Annotated in this window: 4 protein-coding genes; 2 read left to right on the plus strand and 2 right to left on the minus strand. The window is 76.6% G+C overall.

What is annotated here, in order from left to right; all coding sequences use genetic code 11:
- Positions 1-16 precede the first annotated feature (16 nt).
- Complete coding sequence (locus GTQ99_RS20645; RefSeq protein ID WP_166617576.1) at positions 17-1120, plus strand: DUF4331 family protein; 1104 nt, start codon at positions 17-19, stop codon at positions 1118-1120.
- A gap of 40 nt (positions 1121-1160) precedes the next feature.
- Positions 1161-2807 carry a phytoene desaturase family protein gene (locus tag GTQ99_RS20650; RefSeq protein ID WP_166617577.1) on the plus strand — a complete coding sequence of 549 codons (1647 nt, stop codon included), beginning with the start codon at positions 1161-1163 and terminating at the stop codon, positions 2805-2807.
- A 15-nt stretch (positions 2808-2822) separates the two neighbouring features.
- On the opposite strand, the gene GTQ99_RS20655 is transcribed toward GTQ99_RS20650, so the two are convergent.
- The gene (locus GTQ99_RS20655) at positions 2823-3509 is read right to left on the minus strand and encodes a ThuA domain-containing protein (protein WP_166617578.1); all 687 of its coding nucleotides are present in this window, start codon (positions 3507-3509) and stop codon (positions 2823-2825) included.
- Positions 3506-3787 (minus strand): glutaredoxin family protein, encoded by a 282-nt coding sequence (locus GTQ99_RS20660; RefSeq protein WP_338075162.1) that lies wholly within the window; start codon positions 3785-3787, stop codon positions 3506-3508. Before GTQ99_RS20660 ends, GTQ99_RS20655 begins: the two co-directional genes overlap by 4 nt.
- Positions 3788-4078: the final 291 nt, after the last annotated feature.

The raw sequence follows: 4078 nt of genomic DNA on the forward strand, positions 1-4078 counted from the left end.
GGCAGGTTCCCCCGAGATGTCCCACCACCTCGACTCCCCGCAGGCCCGCCAGGACGTGCGCCTGGACACCACCGACCTCTACGTCTTCCCCGGCCGCAGCGGCACCGCCCTCGTCCTGAACACCTGCCACTCCCTCGGCCAGGCCCCCACGCCGGGCTGGCACCCCGAGGGACGCTACGAGTTCAAGGTCGACCTCGACGGCGACGCCGTGGAGGAGGTCACCTACCGCTTCACCTTCGACGAGCGCGACGAGCACGGCGTGCAGGAGTTCGAGCTGCAGGTCCTCACCGGCCCGGCCGCCGCGGACCCGCACGCCGAGGGCAACGTGCTGCTGCGCTCGCGCACCGGCGTCGACGCCACGACCGACGCCACGACCGACGCCACGACCGACGCCACCGCCGACGGCGGGATCCGGGTGTGGGCAGGACGGGCCGCCGACCCGTTCTGGATCGAACCCACCGTCCTGCACGCCGTCGGCCACGCCGTCCACGAGGGCACGGTGCTCGACCTCGGCGACTGGACCCCGGCGCAGGCGCGCAACCTCTTCGCCGACCAGGACGTGCACTCCCTCGTGCTCGAGGTGCCGAACGCCCTGCTGCGCGCCACCGCACCGGACGGGCGGATCCGCGTGTGGGCGGTCGCCTGGCTGGCCACCGACGCCGGCGGCTGGCGCCCCGTCAACCGCATCGGCCTGCCGATGATCCACCCGTTGTTCACCCAGCTCGACGAGCACCTCGCCGACCGCCTCAACGCGGGAACCCCCGCCAGCGACCGCGCCGACCACGCCGCCCTGCTCACCCGGCGGATCGCCGGGTTCGTCACCGCGCACGGGACGGCGGCCGACCCCACCGCCTACGCCGAGCGGCTGGTCGCACGCCTGCTGCCCGACGTGCTGCCCCACGCCGTGGGCACGCCCGCCTCCTTCGACCTGCTGAGCTGGAACGGTCGCACCCTCACCGACAACGCGCCCGACGTGGTGTTCACCCTCGCCGCGAACACCCCGATCACCCTCGGGATCGGCAGGGAATCCGTTCCCCGCACCCCCACGGCGACCTTCCCCTACGTCGCACCGCTCTCCCCGGTCCTCCAGCAGCACGCAGGAGGACCGGGAGGCCGCTGAGGGTGGTTCCGCCTGCGCTGCGGGCCTACGCTGCTCGGGCATGGACGAGCAGCAGCCCGATGCGATCGTCGTCGGCTCCGGCATCAACGGCATGGTCGCCGCGGCGGAACTCGCGGGCGCGGGGTGGTCCGTGACGCTGCTGGAGCGCTCGTCGCGGATCGGCGGGTTCATCGCCTCCGGCGAGCGCACGGTGCCGGGGTACGTGCACGACACCTTCTCCTCCTGGCACCCGCTCTTCACCACCGGAGGCGCGTACGCGGCGCTGGGCGCGGACCTGCACCGGCACGGGCTGCGCTACGCCAACAGCGACGGCGTCCTGACCGCGAGCGTGGCCGACGACGGCCGGGTCACCCTGGCCCACCGCGACCCCGCGCAGACCGCGGCCGGTTTCGCCGACCCGGCCGACGCGAGCACCTACCTGGCGCAGCTGGAGCGCTTCGGGCGCAGCGCGGCCGCCGTCGGTGCTCTGCTCGGTGGCGAGCTGCGCTCGCCCGCGGCCCTGCGCCCGGCGCTGCAGCTGCTGCGGATCAACGGCCTGCGGGGCACCGAGGGGTGGGTGCGCGACGCGGTGAGCGGGGCTCGCGCCTTCACCGCGCGCGAGTACCGCGGCCCGGAGGTCGAGCACCTGTGGGTGCCCTGGCTGCTGCACGCGGGCCTGTCCCCCGACCAGGCCCCCGGCGGGCTCATGATCCCGATCTTCGCCGCGACGATGCACGCCGCGGGCCTGCCCGTCGTCGTCGGCGGGGCCGGGTGCTTCGTCGACGCCTTCCGCGCCCTGCTGCACGAGCGCGGCGTGACGATCCGCACCGGCGCGCACGTGCAGCGCATCGAGGTGGAGGGCGGTCGGGCCCGCGGCGTGCAGCTGGCCGACGGGACGCGCCTGACCGCGCGCCGGGCGGTGCTGGCCTCGGTGACCCCCACCGCGCTGTACGGCGAGCTGCTGCCGCAGGACGCGGCGCCGGCCGAGCTGCGCGCCCAGGCCGCCTCCTTCCGCTACGGGCGGGCGGCGGTGCAGGTGCACGTGGCGCTCTCGCGGCCGCTGCGCTGGAACGACCCCCGCCTCGACGAGGTCCCCCTGGTCCACCTCTCCGACGGCGCCGCCAGCACCGGCATCGCGTGCGCGGAGGCCGAAGCGGGGTTGCTGCCGCGCCGGCCCACGGTGGTCGTCGGCCAGCAGAGCCTGCTGGACCCCACCCGCGCGCCCGCCGGGGCGGCCACGCTGTGGCTGCAGCTGCAGGAGCTGCCCGGAACCCCCCTCGGCGACGCCGCGGGTGAGCTGGACACCTCGGACGGCTGGACCGCCGAACTGGCCCGGGCCTACGCCGACCGCGTCCTGGACCGGGTGGCGCGCCACGCCCCGGGACTGCGCGAGAGCGTCCGCGGCGTGGACGTCCTGTCCCCCCTGGACCTGCGGGCGGCGAACGTCAACGCCGTCGGCGGCGACCCCTACGGCGGTTCCGCCCAGCTCGACCAGAGCTTCGCGTGGCGTCCGCTGGCGGGCAGCGGCAGGCACCGGACCCCGGTGGAGGGCCTGTGGCACCTGGGCGCCTCCACCCACCCCGGGGCGGGGCTGGGCGGCGGCTCCGGGCACCTGGTCGCCGAGCAGCTCCTGGCGCAGCAGCAGCGGCAGGAGCGCCGTCGCGAGGCGCTGACCCCGGTGCGGCGCCTGCTCCGCGCCGGTCGGTGACGAGGACGACCCCGGTCAGCCCTCGCCGCGCCGGGCGAGCAGCCAGGCGACCTCGCGCTGCAGCAGCTCGCGGCGCGAGGGGCTGTCGTAGGAGCGCACGTCGTGGCCGAGGCCGTCGTAGAGGACCCGGCCCGGGCCGCCGGAGGTCCACACCACGGGGTGCTGCACGCCCTCGTGCTCGGTGGTCAGCAGCACCCGCGAACCCGCGTGCACCTGCAACCGGCAGTACCGCTCGTCGAAGGCCTCCACCGGACCCAGCCCGGCGGTCACCGGGTGCCCCTGCCCGTCGGCGGGGGTGAAGAGCGCCGGGCCGATGGGCGGGTGCATCGAGCGGCCCTCGACCCACCGGCCGCCGACCAGGCCGGACCAGGCGGGCGCGTCCGCGAACGTGTTCGCGGCCTGGTGCAGGGCCAGCAGCGGCACGCCGCCCTCGGAGACCAGGCCCGCCAGCCGTGCGTGGAAGGGCACCCACGCCTCGTCACCGCCGTCCCAGTCCGCGTCCCTGCGCCCGTCGCCGGCGACGACGACGAGCAGGTCGGGCTTCCCCGCGTCCTCCAGCGCCGCCGCCGCCGTGCCCCGCACCTGCACCCGCAGGCCGGCGCCGCTCAGCGCCGCGGCCACCCGCTGCCCGGTGGCCGCGTCGTCGTGCCAGCGGTCCTGGTAGCGGCCGCGGCCCACCAGCACCAGCGCCCACCCGCTCACCGCAGCCGGGCCCGCAGCTCGTCGTCGGAGGGTTCGACGAGGTGGGAACCGTCCGGCCAGACGATGGTCGGGATGCGCCGGGCGCCGTGCTGCAACCCGCGCACCAGCTCGGCGGCGTCGTCGTCGGCCTCGACGTCCACGTAGCGGTGGGCCACGCCCTCCGCCTCCAGCAGCGCCCGGCTGCGCCGCACGTCCGGGCACCAGCCGGCGCCGTACACCACCAGCTCGGCCTCGGCCCGGTCGCTCCCGGCCGTGCGCGTGCCGTCGACGGGTTCCACAGCGGCTCCTCCCTGCTCCACGGGTGCTCCACCGGCGCTGGAGCGGTGGGCGTCCGCGCCACCGCAGGCTTCCAGCGTCCTCGATCCCCCAGTGTCCCCGAACCCGCGCGCCGACGTCCGCCGGGTGCACGGCGCCGTGGGGCGGGCCACCGCACCGACCCTGCTCGTCGGCGGCTCGGCGGACCCGTGCCGGGACTCCACCGCCGCCCGGCGCCCACCGTCGCAGCGCGACCGATCGCGGGAACCCACCTGGTGGGCGGCCGAGGGGGCACCTACGGTCGTGCCATGACC

This window comes from Kineococcus vitellinus, assembly GCF_009906315.1.
In the GTDB taxonomy this organism is placed as follows: Bacteria; Actinomycetota; Actinomycetes; order Actinomycetales; family Kineococcaceae; genus Kineococcus; species Kineococcus vitellinus.

Bases quoted from the DNA above. Each gene is read 5' to 3' on its own strand.
- GTQ99_RS20650 (WP_166617577.1), top strand. From the start codon at position 1,161: ATGGACGAGCAGCAGCCCGATGCGATCGTCGTCGGCTCCGGCATCAAC.
- GTQ99_RS20645 (WP_166617576.1), top strand. From the start codon at position 17: ATGTCCCACCACCTCGACTCCCCGCAGGCCCGCCAGGACGTGCGCCTG.